Source organism: Streptomyces sp. NPDC000229 (genome assembly GCF_040300825.1).
Lineage (GTDB): Bacteria > Actinomycetota > Actinomycetes > Streptomycetales > Streptomycetaceae > Streptomyces.
This window is the reverse complement of record NZ_JBEPEL010000040.1, coordinates 14,573-37,371: the sequence shown is the minus strand read 5'-3', so window position 1 is coordinate 37,371 and position 22,799 is coordinate 14,573. Positions and strand designations below refer to the sequence as shown.

Genomic DNA, 22,799 nt, shown 5'->3' with positions numbered 1-22,799 from the left:
CAGAAACGTTCGGGTGGGTCGTCGGTCAACATGTCCGAAACGTGACGGCAACACGGGTGGTTGAGATCCGGCCTGCCCTCCTCGGCGTGCCGACTCAAAAGGACCTGTCACCGGAAGGTAATGTCCTGGCAAAGTTGACGAAGCTGTCGTGATGCATGATCGTTAGGGCATCGCACTACGGTGCCGTGCTCCGACAGCGCTGCGGAGACCCCGTGGTTCTCGTCATGCCCCCCACGCACAACCGACAATGACCCGACCACACCGCGTCCCGGCCTCCCCGGCCGGAGCGCAGGAGGCAGGCCGCCATGAAATCCCTGATCGACAACGCTCGTACGTTCCCCACTCGCGTCGCCCGACGGCCGGACGAATTCCGCCGTCTCGCCGCCGGACAGTCCCCTCAGGCGCTGTTCATCACCTGCTCCGACTCGCGGGTGATCCCCTCGCTGATCACCGGCGCCCGCCCGGGAGAGCTCTTCGAACTCCGCACCGCCGGCAATGTGGTTCCCCGCTACGACGAGGCACGGCCCAGTGCCGAGATGGCCACCGTCGAGTACGCACTGCGTGTCCTGGGCGTCCGCGACATCGTCGTGTGCGGGCACTCGCACTGCGGCGCCGTCGGCGCCCTCGTACGCGGCGACGACCTCACCGCCCTCCCCGCCGTGCGCAGTTGGCTCGACCATGCGGTGCCGGAGCCACCGGCTACCCAGGACCTCGCGCAGGCGGTGCGCCGCCACGCCGTGAGACAGCTCGACACACTCCGCGACTACCCGGCCGTGCGAGAGCTTCTCGCGGACGGACAACTATCGCTCCATGCTTGGTACTACGAGGTCGACACCGGTGCCGTGAGCGTGCACCGCCCGGATCTGGAGGGCGAGTTCAGGCCCCTGTGAAGGGACCGCGGCGCTCTCGTCCCCACCTCCGTCCGTCCGCCGTCCCCCGGGGCGGCGGACCGCACCTCTAGGAACCCACCCTCATGCTCTCCCAGTTGAAGGATCGCTCCGTGCTGCGCCGCGACATACTCGCGTCGCTCGTCGTCTTCCTCGTCGCCGTGCCCCTGTGCGTGGGCGTGGCCGTCGCCTCGGGCGTACCCGCCGAACTCGGGCTGGTCACCGGCATCGTCGGCGGTCTCGTCGTGGGCGCCCTGCCCGGCAGCTCCCTCCAGGTCAGCGGCCCCGCCGCGGGCCTGACCGTCCTGGTGTACGAAGCCGTCCAGGAGTTCGGCCTGGCCGCGCTCGGCGCCATCGTCCTCATATCCGGCCTGCTCCAACTCCTTCTCGGCGCCCTCAAGTTCGGCCGCTGGTTCCGCGCCATCTCCGTCGCCGTGGTCCAGGGCATGCTCGCGGGCATAGGCCTGGTTCTCGTGCTGGGTCAGGTGTACGCGATGGCCGACACCGACCAGCCGTCCGGCGGCCTCGGCAAACTCGCCGGTCTGCCCGAGCTGGCCGGCTCCCTCGTGTCCGGCGGCACCGCGCTCACCGCGTTCCTCGTCGGCGCCGGAACCGTGGCCGTCCTCGTCCTGTGGCCACGGCTCCCGGCCCGGGCCCGCGTGGTGCCCGGCCCCCTCGTCGCGGTCGCCCTCGCCACCGCCGTGGCCGTCCTGTTCGACCTGCCCGTCGCCAAGGTGGAGGTCCAGGGGCTGCTGGACGCCGTCCAGCCCCCCGGCCTCGGCGGCTTCGGGGACATCGCCACGGTGGGCGCGATCGGCACGGTCCTCGCCTTCACCCTGATCGCCTCGGCCGAGAGCCTGTTCAGCGCGGCGGCGGTCGACCGCATGCACGACGGGCCGCGCACCGACTACGACAAGGAGCTGATGGCCCAGGGCATCGGCAACACCATCTGCGGGGCGCTCGGAGCCCTGCCCATGACGGCCGTTATCGTCCGAAGCTCCGCCAACGTCCAGGCAGGCGCCCGCACTTCGCTCTCGCGGATCCTGCACGGACTGTGGCTGCTGCTGTTCGCCGCCCTGTTCCCCGCCGTGATCGGTGTCATCCCGCTCGCCGCGCTCGCCGGCGTCCTGGTGCACGCCGGCTGCAAGCTCGTACCCGTCAAGGACCTGGTCCCGCTGTGGCGCGAGCATCGCGGCGAGGCGGTGATCCTCGGTGTCACGGCTGTGGCCATCCTGGTCACCAACCTCTTCGAGGGTGTGCTGCTGGGCCTGCTGCTCGCGGTGTGCAAGACCGCCTGGGAGACGTCCCATCTCCACGTGGAGGTGCGGGAGCTCACCGGTGGCCGCCTCGTCGCGGCCATCACGGGCAACGCGACGTTCCTCCGGCTGCCCAGGATCCTGGAGGAGCTGGAGAACCTTCCCAAGGACCGGCCCATCGAGCTCGACCTCTCCGGGCTGCGCCACCTCGACCACGCGTGCCGCGTCGCCCTGGAGAACTGGGCGCTGCGCCACAACGACGCCGGTACGGAACCGGTACGGATGCTGCCTCCGGAGTCGACCCCCGCTCAGGTCTCGTCAGCGGCCAGGACGTAGTCGACGACGGACGAGGGCGTCAGCCGGTCGTTCTTGACGATCGCGACGCTGTCGCTCCCGGTGCGGGCTCCCGTACCGGGAGCGTCCTCGTGTTCGGCGGCCCGGGCGGTCGCGGCACCGGCGGTGAGCAGGACGCCGGTGGCCGCGGCCATGGCGGTGGCACGGAGGTTCATGCTTGCCCTCTCGGTTGGTGGTTCGTCGTTCAGGAACGCTGTGAATGATCAACGAATCCCTGCCGGAGAAGTGTCGGGAGCCTGTTCTCGTCAGCGTGACGCGACCGCTGCCCCTCCTGTTGACCAGGGTGGATGAAGGTAGTTATATGGGGCATAAAGGGCAGATAAAGTCTTCCACAGGAGGCGGGCCCGCAATGACCACCCACCCGAGCATCGAGCAACACCCCGATCTGGCCGAGATGCGATCTCGGTTCGAACGGGCGACCAGCACTCCCCGTGGCCAGGCGATCGAGACCCTCGGTCTCCTCACGGGTGTCTACTTGGCAGCCTCGCCATGGATCGTCGGGTTCAACGGCCTCACGACTCTCGCCGTGTGCAACCTGATCACCGGTGTCGCCTATGCCCTGTGCATGGGCGGGTTCGGCTCAGCGTACGAGCGGACCCATGCCATGGCCTGGGCCGCGTGCGCCATCGGCGCATGGACGATCGTCTCTCCGTGGGTCGTGGCCGGCAACGTCGACACGACCCGCAGTGTGGTCAACAACATCATCGTCGGCGCCGTGGCTCTGCTTCTCGGCCTGGCGATGGCCGCGGCGGCGATGGCCGGCCGCCGTTCGGGCCGCACCCGCACCCGCACCCGCGGTGGCCCCGGTCCCGCCAGGGAGTGAATGAGCCGACACGCTCGACCGGAAGGCCCCGGCGCCTTGGCGCCGGGGCCTTCCCGTGCGTGGGCGCGTGCCGGCCGGCGTCGGCAGGCGAAGGGCGGCGGACCCGGCCGCCCGCCCCGCTCGTGTGGAAGACCAGCACCTCGTAGCCGAGGTCGGTCATCCGCTCGCAGGCCGCGTCGACACCGGGCGTCGTCACACCCGCGCACGGTCCGGTCGGCGGCCGGCAGGGTGTTCAGGTCGCCGGCGACGGAATGCGGCGGCCCGTCGAACAGCCGCGGCACTGCTGCCGCCGGTTCCTTGATCACACACGCTGGACGCAGCGATGGCTCCCGAGCCGTCGGCAGAGCGTGAGGATCACGCCAAGCCGTCACACCGCGCACGTGTGCGGACCGGCCGCGGCGGGGATGGCCGTGATCATGACAGAGACTCCCGCCCCGGCCCGCCGGCCCGCCCGGCAACTGCTCGCCGCTTCGGTGGGCAACGCCGTCGAGTGGTACGACTGGTACGCCTACACCTTTCTCGCCACCTACATAGCCGGCCAGGTCTTCCCCCGAGGGTCCGGAAACTCCCTCGTCCCCCTGCTGTCCGCCTTCGCCGTCTTCGCGGTCGGGTTCTTCATGCGACCCGTCGGCGGGCTGCTCATGGGCGCCGTCGCGGACCGGCACGGCCGGCGTGCCGCGCTCACGTTCACCATCCTGTTGATGGGCGGCAGCAGCCTCCTGGTCGGGCTGACACCCACGTACGCCGCGGTGGGCGTCCTCGCCCCGGTGGTGCTGGTGGCCGCCCGGCTCCTGCAAGGCCTCTCGGTGGGCGGGGAGTTCGCCGCCTCCACCACCTTCCTGGTCGAGTCGGCCGGGCCCGGCAGGCGCGGCCTGTTCTCCAGCTTCCAGTACGTCTCCACCACCATCGGCCAGCTCGCCGCCTCCGGTATCGCCGCCGCCCTGGTCGGCGGCCTCGGGGAGAAGCAGATGGAAGGGTGGGGCTGGCGCGTCCCGTTCCTCGTGGGAGCCGCCCTCAGCCTCGTCGGCTTCTGGATCCGGCGCGGAGCCCAGGAGACCCTCCAGCCCGCATCGGAACGCTCCGGGCAGCCCCGCCCCGGGCTCTTCGACGCGCTGCGCCGCCATCCCCGCGCATCGCTGCTGATCTGCGGCATCACGGCCGGCGGCACCCTCGCGTACTACACCTGGACCTCCTACCTGCCCACGTACGCCGAGCTCAACGCCGGTATCGACAAGGCCGACGCGCTGCTCGCGGGCACCCTCGCGCTCGGCTTCTTCGCCCTGCTCCAGCCGCTCGGCGGACTCCTGTCCGACCGCTACGGCCGCAAACCGCTGCTGCTGTTCTTCGGCCTCGGCTTCGCCCTGCTCAGCGTGCCCCTGCTGCGCTCGATCGGGGACTCCTTCGCCTCCCTGCTCCTGGTCCAGTGCGCGGGCATGGTCCTGCTCACCGGGTTCACCTCGGTCTCGGCCGCGGTCAACGCGGAGATGTTCCCCGCCCGGGTGCGCGCCGCCGGGATAGGTTTCCCGTACTCGCTGACCGTGGCCCTCTTCGGCGGAACGGCGCCCTATGTGGGGACGCTGTTCAAGGAGTTGGGCCGCCCGGGCCTGTTCCCCTGGTACGTGTCCGCCCTGTGCCTGGTGTCCGCCGCCGTGTACCTGCGACTGCCCGAGAGCGCCCACAGGGAACTGGAGCGCTGAGACCGCCGGCGACAGCCGCCCGCACATATGGCCAAAGTCCGTGCATCCCGCAAGCACACGGGGGTACCTGCGCAGCCATGACCGCTCACGGACCGGCGGCCCACCCCGCGAGGGCGTGTGTGCCGATGGACGGATGTCTCCGGTGCTTCCGTTTTGTTCCGTGCCGTGGGGGTCATGGCTGTGGAGTCCCTGTCCCGAGCACGGAGGAACTATGCCGAACCCCAACCCGCTGAAGGCTGCCGCCCAGAAGCTGACCGAGACCCTCCAGGGCGACGGCCCGGCCGAGGGCGTCCCCGGCGCCCCGGCCCCCGAGCCCGCCCAGGCCGAGGAGCCCACCGAGGTCCGCGGCCCGCTGCCGCCCAAGCCGGACCAGGGGGAGCCGGAACCGTACTCGCCCACCGGCCGCCACACCGGCAATCCGCCCCAGTCCCGGGCCCAGGACGGCCCCTACCTCACCACCGCCCAGGGCACCCGGCTGTACGACACCGACCACTCGCTCAAGGCGGGCCCCCGCGGCCCGGTCCTCCTCCAGGACCACCACCTGCGCGAGAAGATCATGCACTTCGACCACGAGCGCATCCCGGAGCGCGTCGTACACGCCCGCGGAGCAGGCGCCCATGGTGTATTCCAGGCGTACGGCACCGCCGAGGGGGTCACCAGGGCGGCCTTCCTCCGCAAAGGCACCGAGACCCCGGTGTTCGTGCGGTTCTCCACCGTCCTCGGCTCGCGAGGCTCCGCGGACACCGTCCGCGACACCCGTGGCTTCGCCACGAAGTTCTACACCGAGGAGGGCGTCTTCGACCTCGTCGGCAACAACATCCCGGTCTTCTTCATCCAGGACGCCATCAAGTTCCCCGACGTGATCCACGCGGGCAAGCCGCACCCCGACCGGGAGATCCCGCAGGCCCAGAGCGCCCACGACACCTTCTGGGACTTCGTCTCGCTGCACACCGAGGCACAGCACCACACCATGTGGAACATGTCCGACCGGGGCATCCCCCGCTCGTTCCGCACCATGGAGGGCTTCGGCGTCCACACCTTCCGCCTCGTCAACGCGGAGGGCGCCACCACCCTGGTCAAGTTCCACTGGAAGCCGAAACTCGGCGTCCACTCCCAGCTCTGGGAGGAGGCGCAGATCACCGGCGGTGTCGACCCCGACTTCCACCGCCGCGACCTGGCCGACGCGATCGAGGCCGGCGCCCACCCGCAGTGGGAGCTCGGCATCCAGACCTTCCCCGACACCCCCGAGCAGACCTTCGAGGGCATCGACCTGCTCGACCCGACGAAGATCGTGCCGGAGGAACTGGCACCGGTGCAGCCCATCGGCCTGCTCACCCTCAACCGCAACCCCAGCAACTTCTTCGCCGAGACCGAGCAGGTGGCCTTCCACGTCGGCCACCTCGTACCGGGCATCGACGTCACCGACGACCCGCTGCTCGCCGGGCGTCTCTTCTCCTACCTCGACACCCAGATCACCCGGCTGGCGGGCCCCAACTTCCAGCAGATTCCCATCAACCGCCCGCACGCCCCGGTCAACGACATGCTCCGCGACGGCTTCCACCAGCAGGCCGTGCACAGCGGCGTCGCCCCCTACAAGCCGAACTCCCTCGACGGCGGCTGCCCCTTCTTCGCCGGCGCGGGAACGGGGGCGTACATCGAGACCCCGGTGGAGGTACCCGCCGCCCGCAAGGTCCGGGAGGCACCGGCCAGCTTCGACGACCACTTCAGCCAGCCCAGGCTGTTCTGGCTCAGCATGTCCCCGGTCGAGCGCGAGCACATCATCACCGCGTACACCTTCGAGCTCGGCAAGTGCTACGACAACGCCGTCAAGCAGCGCCAGCTCCAGGCACTGGCCAACATCGACCCCGAGCTGTGCGCCCGGGTCGCAGAGGGCCTCGGACTGCCCGCGCCCGAACCCACCCTGCCGCTGCCGGACGTCGTGCCGAGCCCCGCGCTGTCCCAGGTCGGCCAGGAGTGGCCCGCCGACGGCCGCATCATCGGCATCGTCGCCGACGACAACGGCGACCTCGACGGTGTCCGGACCCTCCGTCAGGCCGTCCTCGACGCGGGCATGGTGCCCCTCGTCATCGCACCGGCGGGCGGCAGGCTCGGCGCGGACGGCACGGACCCCGTCACCGTGCAGCGGACCTTCGCCACCGCACGCTCCATCGAGTTCGACGCGCTGATCCTCGCCGGGGTACCCGCGCCGGGGAGCGACGCGTACGGAGCACGGGACGCCAAGGCCGGCGACGCCGGGCAGGCGGCCACCGCCCTCGATCCGCGCCTCCTGCTGATGGTCTCCGAGGCGTTCCGGCACGCCAAGGCCATCGGCGGCTGGGCCGGAGCCGAAACCGTCCTGGAGGCCGTCGGCGTACCGGCGTCCGCCCCCGGCGTGGTGAGCGGCGACAGCGGCGAAGGCGTCCTCGCACAGATCGTGCGGCTCCTCGGCCGCCACCGCGTCTGGGACCGCTTCCCGGCCGCCGCGTGAACCCTCACGAGCCGGCCGGCGGCTCCTGGTGCGCGTCGTGCCGCAGCGGCGTGATCTGCTCGATGTCGTAGCGGGCGCGCAGCGCGGCGATCGCGGCGTGGTCCAGGGGCCCGCCCCGGTCGAGGATCCCGATCAGCTCCTCGAAGTACCGCTCGTGGTCCGGTGGCGGCGACGCCTGGAAGAACATCCTGGCGGGCTTGTCCGTACGGTTGGCGAAGGCGTGCGGACAGCCCGGCGGGACCACGATCACCGTGCCCGGCGTGGCCCGGACGGTACGCCGGCCGGACGGTGACTCCCAGTGCCGCCAGTCGTCGACCGTCCGCACCCGCGGCTCGAACGCCAGGACGTCCAGCTCCCCGTCGAGGACGTAGAACAGCTCCTCGCTCCGGGTGTGCACATGAGCTCCCACGTCGAAACCGGGAGCCACCACCACCTCGAAACTCGACGCCGCCCGGGAGTGCTCACCGGTCACCTTGAAGGTGACCTCCTGGGCGGGCGAACGCAGCGTACGGCCGTGCCCCGCCGGAACCAGCAGCCCGGCGGGGGCGTCGGCCAGCATCGCGGCCGGCGCCCCCTGATGCGCGGTCACCAGGTCACCGGAAGGGACTCGGGCCCGCGGATCAGCGCGCCGCGGCGGAACCGGACCTCCTCGACCGGGACGGCGAAACGCAGCCCGGGGAACCGGTCCAGGAAGGCGTCCACCAACAGCTCGGACTCCATCCGGGCGAGCATGGCGCCCACGCAGAAGTGCGGCCCGTACCCGAACGCCACATGCGGATTGGGACTCCGGTCGAAGTCCAGCGCCTCCGGGTCGGGGAAGACCTCCGGGTCGCGGTTGGCCGCCAGGTACGAGACGTAGACCGGCTCGCCCGCCCGGATCCGCACGCCCGCCACCGTCACGTCCTCCGTGGCGATCCGGGACAGGCCCACGGCGCTGCGGTGCGGGATGTAGCGCAGCAGCTCGTCGATGGCGCGCGGGCGGACGGCCGGCTCGGCGCGCAGCCGTGCCATGTGCTCCGGATGGGTGAGCAGGACGAAGAGCATGTTGCCGCAGTTGTTGGTGACCGCCTCGCCGCCGATCTGGATCAGCAGCGCCAGCCCCACCGCCTCGGACGCGGTGATCTCACCGTTCGCCACGGCCGTGCCCAGCAGCCCGATGACGCTCTCCTCGTCCGAGTCGTCGCCGTCACGCGGCTGGCTCAGCAGATCGGCGAAGTAGGCGCACATGTCCTCCTTGGCCCGCTGGCTGCGCTCCACGCCGTGGGAGGACGACAGGATCAGGTTCGTCCACTCGTGCATCCGCGGCCGGTCGATCGCCGGGACACCCATCAGCTCGCACACCACGGCCAGCGGGAACGGCCCCAGCAGACGCTCGGTGAAGTCGGCGGGCGGCCCGTCGGCCAGCACCTCGTCGACCAGCTCCTCCAGCAGCTGCCGGGCCCGCTCGCGCAGCCGCTCCACGCCCCGCGTGGTGAACGCGGGCGCAACCGCCCGGCGCAGCCGGGTGTGGTCGGGCGGATCCTCGAACCCCACCGCACCGTCGACCGGAATGAAGTGCGGTGCCAGCCGCGTGACGTCGTTCTCGACGACCAGCTTCCGGCTGAAGCGCGGGTCGTTGGTCACCGCCCTGACGTCGTCGTAACGGGTCACGAGCCAGGCCCAGCCCCCACCGTTGGGCAGCTTGATCCGGGTGACCGGCCCCTCACGCATCAGCTCGGCGAGCACCGGGTCGAAATCCACCCCGTACAGGTCGAGGGCGGGCCAGTGGCGTACCGGCGGCAGTGCGGCCGCGGTCGTCGTCTCATCCAACACGGGTCGGTTCCTCCACCGGGACACGGTCGGGTACGTCCTTCAGCACGCGGGTGCCGAGGCGTTCGGAAGCACGGTCGGAGACCGTCCAGCGGCCGAGCGACATCTCGGCCGTGATACCGGGGCCGAACCCCGCGAGCAGCCCGCGCGCGTCGTGCTGCGCGCTGCCCTCGTCGAACAGCCGCCGCAGCGCGTCCAGGACGACGGCGCTGGCGATGTTCCCGTACTCGGTCAGCGTGGCGCGGCTGAAGCGGAACGCCTCCGAGGGCACGCCCAGGAACGTGCTCAGGTCGTCCAGGATCCTCGGGCCGCCCGCGTGGATGATGTAGAAGTCCAGGTCGGAGGCGTCCCAGCCGTGCTGCCCCGCCAGTTCCTTGAGGGCCGGCGCCAAGGGTTCCATGGTGCCGGGCACCCGCTTGTCGAGCTTGAAGTGGAAGCCGGTGGAACGCACGTCGTACGCGATCCAGTCCTCCGTCTCGGGGACCAGGTACGAGCCGTTGCGCTCCAGCGCCACGCCCGTACCGCCCCGGCCCCGCATCACCGCGGCCGCGAGCCCGTCGCCGAACAGTCCGTTCGACAGGAGGTTGCCGACGCCGAGGTCGGTCGGCTGGTAGCACAGCGAACAGAACTCGCACGCCACGATGAGCGCGTTCGCCTCCGGATAGGCGGTGCAGAAGTCGTGCGCCCGGTTGATCGCCGCGCCGCCCGCCGCGCAGCCGAGCTGGGCGATGGGCACCTGGCGGGTGTCGCTGCGGAAACCCATCGTGTTGATCAGCCAGGCCGTGAGCGACGGCATCATGAAGCCGGTGCACGACACGTAGATGATCACGTCGATGTCCGCGGCCCGGAGTTCCGCGTCCTTGAGCGCCTGTTCGATGACGGCGGGGACCCGGGCCTTGGCCTCGGCCTCGTATATCTGGTTGCGTATCTCGAAGCCGTCGTGCCGCAAGGTCTCCTCGATGGGCCGCAGCAGGTGCCGCTTCTGGACACCGGTGTTCTCCATCAGCCGCAAGGCGAGCGGCAGCTGGGGGTGGTCCGCGTGAATGGTCCGCGCCAGGTCGAGCGTCTGCTGCATGGTGATCACGTGCTCGGGGACGGATACCGCGGGTCTGCACAACGTGGCCATGACGTAAGCCCTTTCGTCGCGTTTGCACTCATAAGGATCCGTGACCGGCGATCGCCGCGCGCGTCGAAGAGAAGCCACCCGGTTACGTCGAACCGGTGACGCGGCGCCCTGTCCCGGGGACCCCGCTGCACCAGCCGCCGTGCGGCCGCCGGCCCGGCGCCCGCCGACGGGCGGCGAACCGGCGTGCGACGCCGGCACCCGGACGGAGCACAAGACCCGGCATCACGCCATCGCCGCTCATTGCGCCCAGCCGGGGCACGGGCACGGGCACGGCCCTCCGCTCGCCCGGACGGGGGAGCAGCGGATGCCCCGGCGACAGGGCGCGGCGGAGCATGAGCGAATGCCCCACCATCTCCGAATCGTCCACGGCCACCCGACCGCCACCGAACTCGCGGCCCTCACCGCCGTACTGACCGCACTCGCGTGCAGGACCGCGGCGGAGGGGCCCGGACCGGATACGGCTCCGCGCCGGGCCGAGTGGGACCGCGGCTGGCGGGCCCACCCGGCTCCCGGATCATGGCGCGCCCGCTTCGGCCTACCGCCCCGCCACCCCCACCATTGACGGGTGAACGCGACCCATGACGTGCGACTGCTCCTGACCTCCGACACCCACCTGCCCTTACGCGCCAAGCAGCTGCCCACGGAGCTCCTGGCGGGCATCGAGGCCGCCGACGTGGTGCTGCACGCCGGTGACTGGGTGGACGTCGCCACCCTGGACCTGCTGGAGACCCGCGCGAAACGGCTGCTGGCCGTCCACGGCAACAACGACGGCCCCGAGCTGCGTGCCCGGCTGCCCGAGGTGGCGCGCGCCGAGCTCGGCGGACTGCGGTTCGGGATCGTCCACGAGACGGGCCCCGCGCAAGGCCGCGAACGCCGGTGCGAAGAGCGGTTCCCCGACCTGGACGTCCTGGTGTTCGGGCACAGCCACATCCCCTGGGACAGCACGGCGCCCGGCGGTCTGAGGCTGCTCAACCCCGGCTCGCCCACCGACCGCCGCCGCCAGCCGTACTGCACGTACATGACCGCCGTCGTCACCGCCGGCCGGCTGGCGGAGGTCCGCCTCCACCGCCTCCCTCCGCGCCACCCGGTGCGGCCCGGCACCCGGTAGAGCGGATACGGTGCTGCTGTGGTGATCGACACGGAGGACACGGCCGGGACGGCGCTGCTGCTGGCGGCCGCCCCCGTCGGCAAGGGGCGACTGATCGACGCGGTGGGCGTGCTTCCCGCGCTCGCCGCCGTGCCGCCGGGCGCGCTGACCGGCACGGCGGCCGCGACACTGGTCGAGCTGGCGGACCCGCTCGACCCGCAAGCCGTCCTCACCCGTCTGCGCGCCGCCGTCGCCTCGCCCGGCCCGCTCTCGCTCTACATCGCCGGACAGCTGCACCTCGACCACCGGCAGCGCCTGCCGCACCTCGCCCTGGCCCGTACGTCCCCCTCCACCCTCCGCTACACCGCGCTGCCCTGGCACTGGATCGCCGGTGAGCTGAAGCTCCGCCGCCCGGGCACGACCACCGTCGTCGTCGACCTGGTCGCCGACGACCCGACCTGGCAGCAACTCGCCACGGACCGGGGCCTCCTCGCGCTGTGCCACGGAGTCCGCGTCTACGGCCGCGTCGGCCCGCCACCCGGGCGTCGCACCATCGCGAGCCCCGACTACCTCAAGGCCTGCGCCGGCATCTGGCGCAGCGGAGCCCGCCCGCCGCTCGCCGCCCTCCACGAGCAGGTCGTCGCACAGGCCGGCGAGCAGCAGCCGGGCTCGGGACCCGGCGCACTCCTGTTCGCGGCGGACTTCCCGCCCCAGCCGATGCCCACGTCCACGCCGATGCCCGCACCCCCGCCCGCGTCCGTTCCCGCGGTTCCGCCCGCACGGCGCGAGAGCGGCCCCGACCCACTGCCGTCCATCCTCGCCGCCGCCGAATCGGGCCGGCACGGTGAAGCCGCGGCGGCCGCCGCGGCCTGGGAGCAGCACGCGCACCGGACGTACGGCTCGGGCTCACCCCAGGCGATCCACTGGCTGGAGGTACGCGCCGACCTGGCCCGCCTCGCCCGGGACCCGGCGGCCAGCTGCCGGCTGTGGATGGTGGCCGCGGAGGCCAGGCTGGCGCGCCGGCAGACCCGGGACGACCCCGAGGTCGAGGGCGCCGTGGACCGCGCCCACCACCAGTGGGAGCAGCTCCGCGACGCGGAAGCCGCCCGGGCCCTGGCCCCGGCCCTGATCGCGCTGCGCCGCCGAGTGCCCGGCCGCCAGCGCGGAGCGCTCCAGGTGCTGCAGCGACGGCTCGAACGCTGGCATGACACCACCGAAGGTGTCATGCGCTGACACGATGGCCGAAAGACACCGCCGTCGGCCGCGCTTACCGTCATTCCTCATACCGGCGCGCCGACTCTCCCTAGCATGTGCCTCTCGTACGACCGACCTGACGGCACCGAAGCGGATGGGGACTGAATGGCACGCGAGTTGTGGAGCCCTGACGCCATCGACACGGCCGTGCCCAGCGTGGCGCGCATGTACGACTACTTCCTGGGGGGCAGCGACAACTACGAGTCCGACCGCGAGGCGTGCGAGCTCCTGCTGAAGCAGGTGCCCAGTACGAAGGCGCTGGCGGTGAACAACCGGCACTTCCTGAGGCGGGTGGTGCGGGTACTGGCGGCGGAGTACGGAATTCGCCAATTCATCGACCACGGCTCGGGTCTGCCCACCCAGGACAACGTCCACCAGGTCGCCCAGGCCGTCGACCCCGCCTCCGCCGTCGTGTACGTCGACAACGACCCCATCGTGCTGGCGCACGGCCGCGCCCTCCTGGACGAGAACGACAGGACCACGGTCATCCAGGCGGACATGCGCGACACCGAGGGGATCCTCGGACACGAGGAGACCAGGAGGCTGATCGACTTCAGCCGTCCCGTCGCGGCCCTGTTCGTGTCGGTCCTGCACTGCATCCCGGACGAGGACGACCCGGGCGCACTGGTGCGGCGGGTCGCCGAACGCCTCGTACCGGGCAGCTTCCTCGTCGTGTGCCAGTTGGTCAGCGACCGTCCGGAGATCCGCACCTTCGTGACCGACTTCATGGCGGAGGCCACCGGCGGGCACTGGGGCCGGGTGCGCGAGGAGCACGAGGTGGCCGAGTTCCTCACCGGCCTGGAGATCCTCGAACCGGGCCTGGTGGAAGTGTCGACATGGCGGCCGGACAACGACCTGGCCCCCACCCAGCAGACCGACGAATGGGTGGAGTGGGGCGGCGTCGCACGGATCGTGTGAAGGCGCCGGGAAGCGGGCGGCGACGCCGTCAGGAGTAGCGCCGGACCCGCTCGTCGAGCAGCGCCAGCGACTCCTTCGGGGTGAGCGCACAGGCTCCCAGTCTGTCGAGCATGTCGCGGTACTGCTCGACGGTCTGGGGCTTCTGGCTGAAGGTGCTGTCCGTCAAGTGCTCGATGTAGACGGCGTCCTTGAGGTCGCCGAGCGCGAACCGCAGGTACGTCACGCCGGTGCCCACGCCCACCGACGCGGTGACGTCCAGCGGCGCGATCTGCACCGTGACGTGGGAGCGCCGCATCATCGCGGCGAGGTGCTCCAGTTGTTCCCGCATCACCCGCGGGCCGCCGACCGTGCGCATCAGGACCGACTCGTCGATCACCGCCCACAGCCGGGGCGCGTCCGGCTGGTCGAGCTGGCGCTGCCGCTCCTGCCGCAGGTCAACCCGTCGCCGGACGTCGTGGGGGAGGAGCCGGGCGGGGCCCGACTCGATCACCGCCCGGGCGTAGGCGGCGGTCTGCAGCAGGCCCGGCACGTAGAACGGCTCGTAGGTGCGTATGATCGCGGCCGCTCCCTCCAGGGCGACCAGCGGAGTGAAGAAGTCCGACAGGACGTCGCTGAAGGAGCGCCACCAGTCGGGCCGGCGGGACTGGGCGACCAACCGCTGGAACTCGGCGACCAGTTCCTCGTCCTCCACGCCGTACAGCCGCAGCAGCGCCTCGGCGTCGGCCGGTTTGCAGCCGTGGCGGCCCAGCTCGAGCCGACTGGTCTTCGATCGCGAGAACCCCAGGCGGACGTCCACGTCGGCGGGGTCGAGTCCGGCGCTCACGCGTAGTTCGCGCAGCTTGCCGCCCAGGATCAGCTTCAGGGCGGTCGGGTTGTTCTCGACCGCCCCCAGGGGCCGGACGAACAACGACGGGCTCCGTTCCGTTGCGGTCATCGGGGCGCTCCTGCTCTGTGAGGACACGACAGTATCCAGGACGGGGCGGGGCGGGCCAGAGAGCGAGTCGATCCCGTGACCGGTTCGGTCCCGTGCCGTCTCACTCCAGGACGGAGTCGAAGTCGCCGTCCCGGGCGCCCGCGACGAAGGCCGCGATCTCGTCACGGGTGTAGATCAGCGCGGGGCCGAGCGGGTCGCGGGAGTTGCGGACCGCGATCCGGCCACCGGGAAGGGCCGCGAACTCGACGCAGTTTCCCGTGGCGTTGCTGTACGTGCTCTTGGTCCATGTGACCGGACCCAGGGCTCCGGCCTGCATACCGTTGAAGAACTCCACACCCACCAACCCCTGCCGTTTCGTTCAGGTGTTCCAGGAAGGCCTGAATGCAATCCCAGATGCAATTGCATTTTGAGGACTCGGCCGACGATACTCGTTCCAGATCGACTGCCGCACCGTCGAACACCGAAGCCTGCAGGGGGACATGCCCAGTGACGGCTCACACCTCGGCCTTATCGCGTACGGATACCGCGCTGCCGCGCGACGAGAGTCTGGGGGCCTTCGCGGCCTGCGGGCTCGGCGGGTGTCCGAGCAGTGCGGGACACGCGCGGCGGTTCGTCAGGGCCACGTTGACGTCGTGGGCGCTGCCGTCGCTGGTGCCGGACATGACGCTGGTCGTCAGCGAACTCGTGACCAACGCCGTCCAGCACGGGCTGGCCCGGTCGTCCTCCCCGCCCTCGGAGAACCCCGTCTGGCTGGGCCTCTTCCGCTACCCCGGCGTCGTGGTGTGCGCCGTCACCGACCCGAGTGGTGACCCGCCGCGCCCGCGTACCGCCGATGACGCCGCGGGAAACGGCCGGGGTCTCGCCCTCGTCGGCGCTCTCAGTGAATCCTGGTCCTGGGACCCGGCCCCGCAGCGGGGCAAGACCGTCTGGGCGACCCTCTCCCTGCCCGGCGAGTCGGCCTGAGCCCCCCGCCGGCGAGGCCGGCCCGCAGGACGCTCGGCACCGTGCGGACCGGCCGCTCACATCAGTCCTGGACGGCGACGGCCCCGTTCTCGGAGATGACGTTCTCCAGGATGCGCGACAGGGCGCTGTCGCCCTTGACCGCCGTGGAGTTCTCGGCGCACTGCTGGTTCTGCGTGTCGTTGAGGATGTCCTGGACACCGATGTTGATCAGCAGGATGTTCTGGACGTCGCCCTCGACCGGCAGGCCGACGCACAGCTTGTCGAGACACCCGGATTCCCGGGTTCCTTTGCGTAACAGGCCGTCCCCCGGCGCGTAATGGCCGCGGGATCAGGGAAGGGCGGGTTCACCCCTTTGCCGCAAGGCGCGGATCCCCCGGACCCGGTGGCCGCGCGGGACGCGTTCGGGCCAAGGGGGAATGACATCGCCCGTCGGCGGTCACACATGGGGGCATGAACCATTCCGCAGCGGACGAGCGGGTCGTCGAACGGCTCGTACCGGCATGGCTGGAGGAGGCGGCGCGGCATGACGCGCGGGCCGCCGAGGAGGCCCGGGAGGCGTGGCGGCGCGGAAGCCTGTCCGCCGATGCCGCCCGGGAGCTCGCCGACTGGGTGACGGCCAGGGTCACCGACACGGGCTTCAACGAGGACGAGGGGCCCGCGCCCGGCGGGCCCCTGCGCATCAGCGTCGCCGACAAGACGGCCGTCCACCGCTGGCTCGCCGCCCAGGGGTACGACGTGTGACGGGCGACGTCATCCGAAGAGGGGGAAGCGGGCCGCGTCCGGGCCGAGAGCGGCTCGTTCGGCAGGCGTCAGCGCGGCTCGGCCGGTGGCCGCGCGGGCGTAATGCCCGTCGTCCCACGGCAGTGGGACGGGACGGCCCAGGAGCCCGTCCAGGGTGCGGCGGACCTCGCCGAGCCCTTCGGGAGAGGGTCCGGGCAGACCGTCGGGCGGGACGCCCAGATCGAGATGGTGGATCGTCGCCTCCACCGCGAGGGTGCGCAGCAGATCGCCCGCGCTCAGGACGTGCCCCTGTGTGACGACGTGCTGCGCCGGATCGGCGTGGTCGGCGGCGTGCAGGACGGCCGCCGTCGTCTCCAGGTACAGCTCGCGCAACTGCCCGAAGTGCAGGAACATCCCGGCGACCGTCCGTGCGAACCGGCGGCCCTGCGCCGCGCGCTCCTTGCCCTCGGCGTCCTGCTGCCGCCAGTCGGCCCAGTAGCTGACGGCGTCCCGGTCGGGCGGGGCGTCGGTGGGGGTGTGCAGGGCGTTGAGTGCGCGCTGGGCATCGCTCAGGCAGTGGAACACCAGGTCGCGCACGGCCCAGCCGGTGCACCCGGTCGGTGCCCAGGAGCGCTCGTCGTCGATCTCCCGGACGGCGGCCATGAAGGCTTCGTACGCCGCGTGCAGCACACCGTTCGGACTCGTGGGGTTGTCGACACGTGTCATGACGCCAGTGTGCGGCAGACCGGGTTCATGGAACCCGGCGCCGGGTTGGTGTGTACCTGACGTTAGAGTGCGGTGCCTGTGTCATCGGCGTACGGAGGAGGGGGCGGCGCATGAGTGCGCAACTGCGGGAGGCGGCGAGCGAGTTGGCGGCCGTATTGTGGCGGGAGCACACCGTCTACCGTGAGCGGTCCGGGGGAGTGGTCATCCGTGGCGAGCACGTCAAACGCTGGATAAGTCTCGCCCCCGCCGGTGGCAGGGACGAGATACTCCTCCGGGCGGGCCGCATCCTGGACGGCGGGACGACCGCCCCGGCTCGCTCGGAAGCGGTGATGCCGCTCGCCGCGGGTACGGCGGAGCTCGCCGCCGCATGCCGGCGCCTGCTCGCCGAGACGGCCGCCGAGGCAGCCGCCGCCGGCGTCGGCGGCACCGCGGACGGCGCCCGGCGGAAGACGGCGAAGCCCCGGCGGCCGAAGAAGCCCCGCCGGTCCCAGGGCAAGGGGCGGCACACGGCTGTGGGCTCCTGGGCCGTCCTGTTGTGCGTCGCGGGTGCGGTCGCATACCACTTCTGGAGCATCGGGGCAATGCCCTGAAGTGAACTGGGTACGGATCTGTTTCAGCGCTGCTTTTCGTGGTCCACTTGAGGCAGGCAGAGAGCAGGGCCGATGGGTGCGAAGCGCAAGTCGGTACCGGCCGGTGCAGCCGTCGCCGTGGTGATCACCGCGGCCATGACCGCCGGCCTTTACGCGTGCTCGGGACCCGCACCCGCCCCCCAGCCGTCGCCCAGGGCCTCCACCCCCCAGAGCCCACCCGCCCAGGGCATCTCGCCCTTCACGGGGCTCGCGGCCAAGCCCGCTCCGGTGCTCGCCGTCAAGATCGACAACGTCCCCCCGGCACGGCCCCACACCGGTCTGGGCGCGGCGGACATCGTCTACGTCGAGCAGGTCGAGGCCGGGCAGACCCGCCTCCTCGCGATCTACTCGTCGCAGACGCCGCGCACGGTCGGGCCGGTGCGCAGCGCACGCGAATCGGATCTGGAACTGCTGCGGCAGTTCGGCCGCCCCGCCCTCGCCTACTCCGGCGAACAGTCCGCGCTCCGGCCGCTGATCAACGCCGCCCCGCTGTTCGCCCTGACCCCCGGCGACGTCCCCCGGGCGTACTTCCGGGGCCAGGACCGCCCGGCCCCGCACAACCTGTACGTCCGGCCCGAACGCGCCCTGGCCGCCGTCCCGAAGGCCGACAAGGCCAAGGACATCGGCTTCCGCTTCGGCGCCGCGCCGGTGGGCGGCAAGCAGGTGAACGAGCACACCGTGCGCTACCCGGCGGCACGGTTCACCTTCACCTGGTCGGACACCGACAAGCGGTGGCTCGTGGCCATCGACGGGACGCCCGCCCGCACCACGGACGACGGGCGGGCGGCGGCCCGGACGGTCGTCGTGCAGAACGTCGACGTCCGCCCCTCCCGGTTCCGGGACCGGGGCGGCAACGTCACCCCGTACACCGAGACCGTGGGATCCGGCACCGCCCTCGTCCTGCGCGACGGCAGGAGCCACGAAGCACGGTGGAGCCGCCCCGCGGCGGACCGCGGCACCACCTTCACCACCCCCGCCGGGCAGCCCCTCACCTTCGCCCCCGGACAGGTCTGGATCGTGCTCAAGGGCCGGTGACCGCCCCGCGCCTCACCCCGTCGCGTTCAGCCGCGCGAGCTGATCCGGCGACAGCGCGAGGCCGGCGGCCATGGCGCAGTCCCGTACGTTCCCGGGGCGGCGGGCGCCGGGGATCGGGACGACCCGGGGCGACAGGGCGAGCATCCATGCCAGGCACACCCGCTGGGGGCTCACGCCCAGTTCACCGGCCACCTCGTGGAACGCGCGGTGCCGCGACCCCAGCGCGCCCGCCTCGCCCATGCCGCCGAGCGGGCTCCACGGCAGGAACGCCAACCCCAGCTCCTCGCACAGCTCCAGCTCCGGCAGGCTGCTGCGGAAGGAGGGTGAGAACTGGTTCTGCACGGCGACGAGCCGCTCGCCCAGGATGTCGTGGGCCAGCCTGATCCGGCCGGGGTCGGCGTTGGAGACACCCACCGCCCGCACCTTCCCCGCGTCGCACAGCTCCCTCAGCGCACCGACGGACTCCGCGTACGGGACGGCCGGGTCCGGGCGGTGGTACTGGTACACGCCGATCGCCTCCACTCCCAGCCGCCGCAGCGACGCCTCGGCCGCCCGGCGCAGGTGCTCCGGCGAGCCGTCCAGCGCCCAGGCGCCGTCCGGGCGGGTGTGGCCGCCCTTGGTGGCCACCAGGACGTGTGAGGTGTCGCCCCCGTACGCTGCAAGCGCCCTGGCGATCAGCGACTCGTTGTGGCCGGGATCACCGGTGTCCAGGTGGTAGGCGTCGGCCGTGTCGATCAGGGTGATTCCGGCGTCCAGCGCCGTGTGCAGGGTGTCGAGCGCCTGCCGCTCGTCAGGCCGTCCCCGGACGGACAGCGGCATGGCGCCGAAGCCGATCGCGCTCACCTCCACGGATCCGATACGGCGGGCCGGCATGGCGGGGTGGGTTCGTGTCACAGTCACCGCTCCAGCCTCGGCGCCCGGCCCCGGCGCCGTCCAACACAGGCTGGTGATGGCAGCCATCAGCCGGGCTGATCGCCGCCGTCCCCGTGCAGCGAGGCAAGGAGCGCGTGCGCGGCAGCCGAGGGGCGGGCGTGCGCGGGCCACGCCACCGCCACCTCCCACGCGATGTCCGTCGCGGGCGACAGACGTCGCAGACCACGGGCCTGTTCCTTGTCCGCGACCGAACGCGGCACGAACGCCACCGCCCCACCGTGCCCCACCACCTCGAGGAGCTTGTGCACATCGTCCAGCTGCATCGCGATGCCGCGCCGCACCCCCGCGGCGGCGAACGCGGCATCGGCGACCTGGCGCGAACCCCACTGCGGGTGCAGGTCCACGAACACCTCGCCCGCCAGCTCCTCCAGCGCCGCCGGCTCCCGCCGGCCCGCCAGCCGGTGTCCCGGCGCGCACAGCAGCACCATGGGCTCCCGCGCCAGAGCCCGAAGCCGCAGCCCCGCCGTATCGCCCGGCCCGGCGACGAACGCCACGTCCAGGCGGCCCTGCCGCAACCGCTCCAGCAGTACGGCCGACCCTGCCTGCTCGACGTGCACGTCCACCGAAGGATGCCGCGCCCCGAACTCCACGAGCCTGCCGAACGGGTCGGCCGCGCCCATGCACTGCTCGGTCCCCACCCGCAGCGTCCCGCCGACCACGCCTTGCACCGCCGCGACCGCCTCACGCGCCGCGGCCGCGCTGTCCAGCGTGCGCCGGGCCTCCCGCAGCAGCGCCCGGCCGGCGTCGGTCAGGTCGACGCCACGCGCCGTACGGACGAACAGCTCCGCCCCCAGCTCCCGCTCCAGGGCGCGCACCGACGCCGACAGCCCCGACTGCGCCAGGTGCAGTCGCGCCGCGGCCCGGGTGACGTTGCGCTCCTCGGCGACGGCCACGAAATGTTCCAAATGCCGAAGCTCCACGTCAGGCAGTCTAGGGACACGCCTCCGTATGCCCCCACGTGCGGGTGATCCATGGCGCCAGGGGAGCAGCTGCGCGCGCCGTACGGGGACGGCTCCCTGCGAGAGCAGCGAGACCGGGAGGGAAGCCTCGTATGAGCATCGGACCCGACGGCCGTGCCGTCCTGGCATGGGGTGTCAACCACTGCGGCCAGCTCGGTGACGGCACACGCGGTGAACGGGGCACCCCGGCGGCCCTGCACGACATCGGGCACGCCGTCGTCACCGTCGCGGCCGGCTCCCACCACACGCTGGCCCTCACCAGCGACGGAACCGTCCTGGCCTGGGGCGCCAACCATTACGGACAGCTCGGCGACGGCACGCGACAGGACCGCCGCCGGCCGGTGGCCGTGCCGGACCTGACCGGTGTCACCGCTCTCGCGGCCGGCGGCGGTCACAGTGTGGCGCTGCTGGCGGACGGGACGGTACGGGCCTGGGGTGCCAACGACTGGGGACAGATCGGCAACGGCACCCGGCACGATCACCACGTGCCCGTCCCCGTGCCCGGTCTGCACGACGTCGTCGCTGTCGCGGCGGGCGGCGGCCACAATCTCGCCCTGCTGAAGGAGGGCACCATCCGGGCGTGGGGCTCCAACAACCGGGGACAGCTCGGCGACGGCAGCAAGGACGAACGCCGCACACCGGTGGCCGTCCGCGACCTCGGCGACGTCACGGCCGTGTCCGGCGGGGGCTACTTCAGCGTGGCCCTGCTGGCGGACGGGACGGTACGGGCCTGGGGCACCAACCACTGGTGTCAGCTAGGGGACGGCACCAACGAGGAGCGCCGTACGCCCGTGCCGGTCCGCGGCCTCGCCGACGTGACGTCCCTCGACGCCGGATGGCACCACACCCTGGCCGTGCTGAAGGACGGCAGCGTACGGGCGTGGGGCAACAACCACTGCGGGCAGCTGGGCCTCGACCCGGAGCACGACCCCGCCGAGCCGGTCACCGTCCCCCGCGTACAGCACGTGGAGCGGGTGGCGGCCGGCTACCGGCACAACCTGGCCGTGCTGGCCCCGCGGGGGCCGTCCGGACCGCACCAGTGCCTCACCTGGGGCCTGACCCCCGACGACCGCCAGGACGGCTCAGGACCGGCGCCCCTCGACCTGACCGGCGGTCGGCCCGAGCGCCGCGTCCGCTCCCTCGCCGCAGGATGGGCCCACACCGTGGCCCTCGTGGAACACGTCGGTGGATAGGGGAGCGGGCGCGGGAGAGCCCAGGTGGCTCTGTGCCCGGTGGTCGCGTACGAGGCGCGGCCGCCCGCTGCCGTCCCGCTGCGCCTAGGCCGCCAGGCTCAGCCGGGCCTGCCGTGCGCTCGGCCGCGGTGCCCCGGTCGGCCTCGCCCGCCGGACGCTGACCTCGCTCACCGCCGAACCGTCGCTCACGGCGGCGGCGACGCGACCCGTCGCCGACCGTGTCCGGGCGAGACGGGCGAGATCGGACTGGGCGAGGGCGAGGAGATCGGCCAGCCCCAGTTCGAGGGCGTGGGCGGCGGCCGCGAGGACTTCCGACGAAGCCTCCTTGCGGCCGCGTTCCAGCTCGGAGAGGTAGGGCATCGAGATCCGGGCCACGTCGGCCACATCCTTGAGCGTGCGTCCCTGCGCGAGGCGCTCGCGCCGCAGGACGGCACCGACGATGTGCCGCCAGAGCGGCTCCTTGGGTATGTGGTTGTTCACCGCTCCAGAGTAGGAGCGTGGACACCGCACGGCTCCCGTACGGACGGGAGTGGCGTTCAGCCCTCGGTGGAATCTTCCCGCGTCGGGCCGTACGGGGAGGGTGAACTGGCCGTCAGGACAGGGGCGGGCGGGGGGGCGGGGGGTGACGGATCGGCCCGGGAGCGGGCCCCATGCCGTTGTACGGACTGGCTCCCTACCGCCGCCCCCCGGCGCCGCGTCCCCGCGTGAGCTGCCGAGCCGGATGCACAACGCCCGGTTCGCGTGGCCGACTTCACCGGGCGGGACCGCGGGCCCGAGGCTCCCTGTGTGCGGTGACCGGGCGGGCAGGGCAGAACACGCCTGGCGGCCGGGTTCGCCCGCCGCGCGCCTGCCGACAGGGGTGAACGTCACCGCCCTCCACGGTCCCGGGCAGCCAGGACCTCCGGCGGGACGGCGCCCAGGGCCCGGCCCGGATCGTGCACAACACCGAGCCGCTGCCCGGCCCCGGACCGCGGCGCCCGTGGTTCGCGCGCGGACGGCGCCCACCGG

25 protein-coding genes and 1 pseudogene are annotated in these 22,799 nt (G+C 72.2%); 14 read left to right on the top strand and 12 right to left on the bottom strand.

Annotated elements, in window-relative coordinates:
- Window positions 1–305 precede the first annotated feature (305 nt).
- Both ABT360_RS20280 and ABT360_RS20275 read left to right on the top strand, forming a co-directional pair.
- Entirely contained in the window at window positions 306–890 is a 585-nt protein-coding gene (locus ABT360_RS20280) for a carbonic anhydrase (protein ID WP_351818023.1), read from the top strand.
- 83 nt (window positions 891–973) lie between these two features.
- Complete coding sequence (locus ABT360_RS20275) at window positions 974–2,479, top strand: SulP family inorganic anion transporter (RefSeq protein ID WP_351818020.1); 1,506 nt, start codon at window positions 974–976, stop codon at window positions 2,477–2,479.
- On the opposite strand, the gene ABT360_RS20270 is transcribed toward ABT360_RS20275, so the two are convergent.
- Window positions 2,452–2,652, bottom strand: a complete 201-nt coding sequence (locus ABT360_RS20270) for a hypothetical protein (protein ID WP_351818017.1) — start codon at window positions 2,650–2,652, stop codon at window positions 2,452–2,454. The two genes, ABT360_RS20275 and ABT360_RS20270, sit on opposite strands and share 28 nt — an antisense overlap.
- 194 nt (window positions 2,653–2,846) lie before the next feature.
- Here ABT360_RS20270 and ABT360_RS20265 point away from each other — a divergent pair, with 194 nt between their 5' ends.
- Window positions 2,847–3,320: an SPW repeat protein gene (locus ABT360_RS20265; RefSeq protein WP_351818108.1), complete on the top strand. Its 474-nt coding sequence runs from the start codon at window positions 2,847–2,849 to the stop codon at window positions 3,318–3,320.
- A gap of 115 nt (window positions 3,321–3,435) precedes the next feature.
- Here ABT360_RS20265 and ABT360_RS20260 read toward each other — a convergent pair.
- A pseudogene (locus ABT360_RS20260) lies at window positions 3,436–3,516 on the bottom strand (hypothetical protein); the annotation flags it as partial.
- Between the two features lie 220 nt (window positions 3,517–3,736).
- On the opposite strand from ABT360_RS20260, the gene ABT360_RS20255 reads away from it, so the two are divergent.
- Both ABT360_RS20255 and ABT360_RS20250 read left to right on the top strand, forming a co-directional pair.
- On the top strand, window positions 3,737–5,017 hold the full coding sequence (locus tag ABT360_RS20255; RefSeq protein ID WP_351818014.1) for an MFS transporter: 1,281 nt from the start codon (window positions 3,737–3,739) through the stop codon (window positions 5,015–5,017).
- Between the two features lie 211 nt (window positions 5,018–5,228).
- Entirely contained in the window at window positions 5,229–7,505 is a 2,277-nt protein-coding gene (locus ABT360_RS20250; protein WP_351818011.1) for a catalase, read from the top strand.
- Window positions 7,506–7,509: 4 nt separating this feature from the next.
- Here ABT360_RS20250 and ABT360_RS20245 read toward each other — a convergent pair whose 3' ends face one another.
- The 3 genes from ABT360_RS20245 to ABT360_RS20235 are packed head-to-tail and all read right to left on the bottom strand — an operon-like array spanning window position 7,510 to window position 10,440.
- Window positions 7,510–8,064, bottom strand: coding sequence for a cupin domain-containing protein (locus tag ABT360_RS20245; RefSeq protein WP_351818105.1), 555 nt, complete (start codon window positions 8,062–8,064; stop codon window positions 7,510–7,512).
- 26 nt (window positions 8,065–8,090) lie between these two features.
- On the bottom strand, window positions 8,091–9,314 hold the full coding sequence (locus ABT360_RS20240) for a cytochrome P450 (protein WP_351818102.1): 1,224 nt from the start codon (window positions 9,312–9,314) through the stop codon (window positions 8,091–8,093).
- Window positions 9,307–10,440, bottom strand: coding sequence for a type III polyketide synthase (locus ABT360_RS20235; RefSeq protein WP_444852282.1), 1,134 nt, complete (start codon window positions 10,438–10,440; stop codon window positions 9,307–9,309). The genes ABT360_RS20240 and ABT360_RS20235 overlap by 8 nt, the downstream gene beginning before the upstream one ends.
- A gap of 304 nt (window positions 10,441–10,744) precedes the next feature.
- Between ABT360_RS20235 and ABT360_RS20230 the strand changes: the two genes are divergently transcribed.
- The 4 genes from ABT360_RS20230 to ABT360_RS20215 all read left to right on the top strand — a co-directional run bounded on the left by ABT360_RS20230 (window position 10,745) and on the right by ABT360_RS20215 (window position 13,699).
- The gene (locus ABT360_RS20230; RefSeq protein WP_351818005.1) at window positions 10,745–11,002 is read left to right on the top strand and encodes an acyl-CoA carboxylase subunit epsilon; all 258 of its coding nucleotides are present in this window, start codon (window positions 10,745–10,747) and stop codon (window positions 11,000–11,002) included.
- A gap of 21 nt (window positions 11,003–11,023) precedes the next feature.
- Window positions 11,024–11,548 carry a metallophosphoesterase family protein gene (locus ABT360_RS20225; RefSeq protein WP_351818099.1) on the top strand — a complete coding sequence of 175 codons (525 nt, stop codon included), beginning with the start codon at window positions 11,024–11,026 and terminating at the stop codon, window positions 11,546–11,548.
- Window positions 11,549–11,566: 18 nt separating this feature from the next.
- The gene (locus ABT360_RS20220; protein WP_444852281.1) at window positions 11,567–12,760 is read left to right on the top strand and encodes a hypothetical protein; all 1,194 of its coding nucleotides are present in this window, start codon (window positions 11,567–11,569) and stop codon (window positions 12,758–12,760) included.
- A 126-nt stretch (window positions 12,761–12,886) separates the two neighbouring features.
- Window positions 12,887–13,699 carry an SAM-dependent methyltransferase gene (locus ABT360_RS20215; RefSeq protein WP_351818002.1) on the top strand — a complete coding sequence of 271 codons (813 nt, stop codon included), beginning with the start codon at window positions 12,887–12,889 and terminating at the stop codon, window positions 13,697–13,699.
- Window positions 13,700–13,727: 28 nt separating this feature from the next.
- Here the strand turns inward: ABT360_RS20215 and ABT360_RS20210 are convergent, their stop codons facing one another.
- From ABT360_RS20210 to ABT360_RS20200, 3 genes are all read right to left on the bottom strand, one after another.
- On the bottom strand, window positions 13,728–14,633 hold the full coding sequence (locus ABT360_RS20210) for a helix-turn-helix domain-containing protein (protein WP_351817999.1): 906 nt from the start codon (window positions 14,631–14,633) through the stop codon (window positions 13,728–13,730).
- Between the two features lie 100 nt (window positions 14,634–14,733).
- Entirely contained in the window at window positions 14,734–14,949 is a 216-nt protein-coding gene (locus ABT360_RS20205) for a DUF397 domain-containing protein (RefSeq protein WP_444852284.1), read from the bottom strand.
- 178 nt (window positions 14,950–15,127) lie between these two features.
- Window positions 15,128–15,295: a hypothetical protein gene (locus tag ABT360_RS20200; protein ID WP_351818117.1), complete on the bottom strand. Its 168-nt coding sequence runs from the start codon at window positions 15,293–15,295 to the stop codon at window positions 15,128–15,130.
- On the opposite strand from ABT360_RS20200, the gene ABT360_RS20195 reads away from it, so the two are divergent.
- Window positions 15,285–15,596 (top strand): ATP-binding protein, encoded by a 312-nt coding sequence (locus ABT360_RS20195; RefSeq protein ID WP_444852280.1) that lies wholly within the window; start codon window positions 15,285–15,287, stop codon window positions 15,594–15,596. The genes ABT360_RS20200 and ABT360_RS20195 overlap by 11 nt on opposite strands.
- Before the next feature lie 450 nt (window positions 15,597–16,046).
- On the top strand, window positions 16,047–16,337 hold the full coding sequence (locus ABT360_RS20190; RefSeq protein WP_351817990.1) for a hypothetical protein: 291 nt from the start codon (window positions 16,047–16,049) through the stop codon (window positions 16,335–16,337).
- A gap of 9 nt (window positions 16,338–16,346) precedes the next feature.
- On the opposite strand, the gene ABT360_RS20185 is transcribed toward ABT360_RS20190, so the two are convergent.
- The gene (locus tag ABT360_RS20185) at window positions 16,347–17,042 is read right to left on the bottom strand and encodes a maleylpyruvate isomerase N-terminal domain-containing protein (protein WP_351817987.1); all 696 of its coding nucleotides are present in this window, start codon (window positions 17,040–17,042) and stop codon (window positions 16,347–16,349) included.
- A 110-nt stretch (window positions 17,043–17,152) separates the two neighbouring features.
- Here ABT360_RS20185 and ABT360_RS20180 point away from each other — a divergent pair, with 110 nt between their 5' ends.
- Entirely contained in the window at window positions 17,153–17,632 is a 480-nt protein-coding gene (locus tag ABT360_RS20180; protein ID WP_351817984.1) for a hypothetical protein, read from the top strand.
- Window positions 17,633–17,704: 72 nt separating this feature from the next.
- A complete protein-coding gene (locus ABT360_RS20175; protein WP_351817981.1) occupies window positions 17,705–18,706 on the top strand; it encodes a DUF3048 domain-containing protein in 1,002 nt (333 codons plus the stop codon).
- A 12-nt stretch (window positions 18,707–18,718) separates the two neighbouring features.
- On the opposite strand, the gene ABT360_RS20170 is transcribed toward ABT360_RS20175, so the two are convergent.
- Window positions 18,719–19,579: an aldo/keto reductase gene (locus ABT360_RS20170; protein WP_351818093.1), complete on the bottom strand. Its 861-nt coding sequence runs from the start codon at window positions 19,577–19,579 to the stop codon at window positions 18,719–18,721.
- Between the two features lie 86 nt (window positions 19,580–19,665).
- Window positions 19,666–20,544, bottom strand: a complete 879-nt coding sequence (locus tag ABT360_RS20165) for a LysR family transcriptional regulator (RefSeq protein ID WP_351817978.1) — start codon at window positions 20,542–20,544, stop codon at window positions 19,666–19,668.
- 146 nt (window positions 20,545–20,690) lie between these two features.
- On the opposite strand from ABT360_RS20165, the gene ABT360_RS20160 reads away from it, so the two are divergent.
- A complete protein-coding gene (locus tag ABT360_RS20160) occupies window positions 20,691–21,791 on the top strand; it encodes an RCC1 domain-containing protein (protein WP_351817975.1) in 1,101 nt (366 codons plus the stop codon).
- Between the two features lie 84 nt (window positions 21,792–21,875).
- Here ABT360_RS20160 and ABT360_RS20155 read toward each other — a convergent pair whose 3' ends face one another.
- Window positions 21,876–22,301, bottom strand: a complete 426-nt coding sequence (locus tag ABT360_RS20155) for a helix-turn-helix domain-containing protein (RefSeq protein WP_351817972.1) — start codon at window positions 22,299–22,301, stop codon at window positions 21,876–21,878.
- Window positions 22,302–22,799: the final 498 nt, after the last annotated feature.

Excerpts from the sequence above, each read along its gene's own strand:
- ABT360_RS20280 (WP_351818023.1), top strand. The coding sequence starts at position 306 with ATGAAATCCCTGATCGACAACGCTCGTACGTTCCCCACTCGCGTCGCC.
- ABT360_RS20275 (WP_351818020.1), top strand. The coding sequence starts at position 974 with ATGCTCTCCCAGTTGAAGGATCGCTCCGTGCTGCGCCGCGACATACTC.
- ABT360_RS20270 (WP_351818017.1), bottom strand. The coding sequence starts at position 2,652 with ATGAACCTCCGTGCCACCGCCATGGCCGCGGCCACCGGCGTCCTGCTC.
- ABT360_RS20265 (WP_351818108.1), top strand. The coding sequence starts at position 2,847 with ATGACCACCCACCCGAGCATCGAGCAACACCCCGATCTGGCCGAGATG.
- ABT360_RS20255 (WP_351818014.1), top strand. The coding sequence starts at position 3,737 with ATGACAGAGACTCCCGCCCCGGCCCGCCGGCCCGCCCGGCAACTGCTC.
- ABT360_RS20250 (WP_351818011.1), top strand. The coding sequence starts at position 5,229 with ATGCCGAACCCCAACCCGCTGAAGGCTGCCGCCCAGAAGCTGACCGAG.
- ABT360_RS20245 (WP_351818105.1), bottom strand. The coding sequence starts at position 8,064 with ATGCTGGCCGACGCCCCCGCCGGGCTGCTGGTTCCGGCGGGGCACGGC.
- ABT360_RS20235 (WP_444852282.1), bottom strand. The coding sequence starts at position 10,440 with ATGGCCACGTTGTGCAGACCCGCGGTATCCGTCCCCGAGCACGTGATC.
- ABT360_RS20230 (WP_351818005.1), top strand. The coding sequence starts at position 10,745 with ATGCCCCGGCGACAGGGCGCGGCGGAGCATGAGCGAATGCCCCACCAT.
- ABT360_RS20215 (WP_351818002.1), top strand. The coding sequence starts at position 12,887 with ATGGCACGCGAGTTGTGGAGCCCTGACGCCATCGACACGGCCGTGCCC.
- ABT360_RS20210 (WP_351817999.1), bottom strand. The coding sequence starts at position 14,633 with ATGACCGCAACGGAACGGAGCCCGTCGTTGTTCGTCCGGCCCCTGGGG.
- ABT360_RS20205 (WP_444852284.1), bottom strand. The coding sequence starts at position 14,949 with ATGCAGGCCGGAGCCCTGGGTCCGGTCACATGGACCAAGAGCACGTAC.
- ABT360_RS20200 (WP_351818117.1), bottom strand. The coding sequence starts at position 15,295 with ATGTCCGGCACCAGCGACGGCAGCGCCCACGACGTCAACGTGGCCCTG.
- ABT360_RS20190 (WP_351817990.1), top strand. The coding sequence starts at position 16,047 with ATGAACCATTCCGCAGCGGACGAGCGGGTCGTCGAACGGCTCGTACCG.
- ABT360_RS20185 (WP_351817987.1), bottom strand. The coding sequence starts at position 17,042 with ATGACACGTGTCGACAACCCCACGAGTCCGAACGGTGTGCTGCACGCG.
- ABT360_RS20180 (WP_351817984.1), top strand. The coding sequence starts at position 17,153 with ATGAGTGCGCAACTGCGGGAGGCGGCGAGCGAGTTGGCGGCCGTATTG.
- ABT360_RS20175 (WP_351817981.1), top strand. The coding sequence starts at position 17,705 with ATGGGTGCGAAGCGCAAGTCGGTACCGGCCGGTGCAGCCGTCGCCGTG.
- ABT360_RS20170 (WP_351818093.1), bottom strand. The coding sequence starts at position 19,579 with ATGCCGGCCCGCCGTATCGGATCCGTGGAGGTGAGCGCGATCGGCTTC.
- ABT360_RS20160 (WP_351817975.1), top strand. The coding sequence starts at position 20,691 with ATGAGCATCGGACCCGACGGCCGTGCCGTCCTGGCATGGGGTGTCAAC.